Origin of the sequence: Streptococcus sp. NLN64, assembly GCF_015831295.1 — a bacterium.
Lineage (GTDB): Bacteria > Bacillota > Bacilli > Lactobacillales > Streptococcaceae > Streptococcus.
This window is the reverse complement of sequence record NZ_JADXDQ010000128.1, coordinates 1-546: the sequence shown is the minus strand read 5'-3', so window position 1 is coordinate 546 and position 546 is coordinate 1. Positions and strand designations below refer to the sequence as shown.

Sequence of the window (546 nt, the reverse complement as noted above, 5' to 3'; positions counted from 1 at the left end):
AAAGCGCCAGATCCTAAATCTGGTGCGTCTGCCAATTCCGCCAAACCCGCATATGACCCGTGCTGGGCTCGAACCAGCGACCCATTGATTAAAAGTCAATTGCTCTACCAACTGAGCTAACGAGTCTGTTCCCTATTCTGCAATACTGGTTTATAGGTCACAAGCTTATGCTTGTTTCATTTTTATACATTCAAAATGTACACTGTACATTTTTTGGCGCAAACTTTCGTTTGCTTTATATATACATTCAAAATGTACACTGTACATTTTGAACGGTCCCGACGGGAATCGAACCCGCGATCTTCGCCGTGACAGGGCGACGTGATAACCGCTACACTACGGGACCTGTACTTTCGTACTATGGGAGTTAACGGGATCGAACCGCTGACCCTCTGCTTGTAAGGCAGATGCTCTCCCAGCTGAGCTAAACTCCCATAAGAAAGCCTGAGCTTTCTATTTGCTAAGCGACTACCATATCTCACAGGGGGCAACCCCCAACTACTTCCGGCGTTCTAGGGCTTAACTGCTGTGTTCGGCATGGGAACA

At 47.4% G+C, this 546-nt stretch carries 3 tRNA genes and 1 rRNA gene; all 4 read right to left on the bottom strand.

Features of this window, described 5'->3' with window-relative positions:
- Nucleotides 1–53: 53 nt before the first annotated feature.
- Nucleotides 54–126 (bottom strand) — tRNA-Lys (locus I2503_RS09470).
- Nucleotides 127–273: 147 nt separating this feature from the next.
- Nucleotides 274–346: transfer RNA gene (locus I2503_RS09465), tRNA-Asp, on the bottom strand.
- 15 nt (nucleotides 347–361) lie between these two features.
- Nucleotides 362–434, bottom strand: a tRNA-Val gene (locus tag I2503_RS09460).
- A gap of 25 nt (nucleotides 435–459) precedes the next feature.
- Nucleotides 460–546 (bottom strand): 5S ribosomal RNA (gene rrf, locus I2503_RS09455); the annotation flags it as partial.